Origin of the sequence: Nocardiopsis sp. TNDT3 (assembly GCF_003427465.1) — a bacterium.
Lineage (GTDB): Bacteria > Actinomycetota > Actinomycetes > Streptosporangiales > Streptosporangiaceae > Nocardiopsis > Nocardiopsis dassonvillei.
In genome coordinates, this window is sequence record NZ_QPFC01000939.1 from 1 (window position 1) to 1193 (window position 1193).

Sequence of the window (1193 nt, forward strand, 5' to 3'; positions counted from 1 at the left end):
AGTACACCGCCTCACACTCACCCGACGGCGGGTCGGTCGGATCAGGATCCGGGCCGGGGCCGGGGTCGCCGCCGAGCGCCTCGTGGATCGACCAGTAGGCGGGCTTGGGCTCGTAGTTCTCGTCGATGGGCAGCGCCGCGCCCTGGCCCGGGAAGGTACCGGGAACCCAGGAGTGGGCGTCGGTGACGCCCCACACGATCACACCCGAGCACCCGTCGACCGCGTAGCAGGCGTTGACCACCTGCTCGTAGTCCCTGGCCTGCTGCTCCAGTTTCTGCTGGGTGACGGGCAGCTGGATGCGGATGTCCAGCTCGGTGATCATCACCTCCAGGCCCAGGTCCACGAAGCGCTGGATGTTCTGCTGGACGCTGGAGGGGACCTGCCCCGCGATGAGGTGGCCCTGGAAGCCGATGCCGTCGATCGGCACGCCCTGCGCCAGCAGGTCCCGGACCAGGTCGTAGTAGGCGTCGCTCTTGGCGTTGATCCCGTCGATGTTGTAGTCGTTGATGAACAGGCGGGCGTCGGGGTCGGCCCGGTCGGCCATCCGGAAGGCCTCCGCGATGAAGTCCTCCCCCAGCGTCCGGTAGAAGACCGAGTCGCGGAACCGGGCGTCGTCCCCGATGGGCTCGTTGACCACGTCCCAGGTGGCGATGTCGTCGCGGTAGCGCCCCACGGTGGTGCTGATGTGGGTGTCCATGACGTCCAGCAGCTGGCCCTCGGTGAAGGTGCCGTCCCTCACCCACGAGGGCAGCTGGCTGTGCCACACCAGCGTGTGGCCGTGGATCAGCTGGTCGTTCTGCTGGGCGAAGTCCACGATGCGGTCGGCGTTGGTCCAGTTGAACTGTCCGGGCTGGGGCTGGACGGTCTCCCACTTGAGGTCGTTCTCGTGGGTGACGGAGTTGAACTCGGTCGCGGCGGTCTGCGCGTAGGCCGCCTGGTTCAGGTGCTGCGGCGCGACCGCGGTGCCCATGCGCAGCCCGCGCTGGTCGGCGAGTTCGCGCAGGGTGGCCTGTTGGGCCCGGGCCGCCTCCTGCGCCGTGAGCGCGGTGTCCTCGGCGTGGGCGGCGGCGGTCAGGCCGCCCGTGACCAGGCTGAGGGCGAGGGCGACCGCGGCCGCGGCCCCTCCCCGGAGCCGTCTTCGCCCCTTGGTGACCAACATGGTGCTCCTTTCTTCTGTGGGGGTCGGGGGGGGG

1 protein-coding gene is annotated in these 1193 nt (G+C 69.8%); it reads right to left on the reverse strand.

Annotation, left to right across the window (positions count from 1 at the left end; translation table 11 throughout):
* A partial coding sequence (locus DQW06_RS21950; protein ID WP_157983545.1) for an endo-1,4-beta-xylanase occupies nucleotides 1-1159 on the reverse strand: 1159 nt, incomplete at its 3' end.
* Nucleotides 1160-1193: the final 34 nt, after the last annotated feature.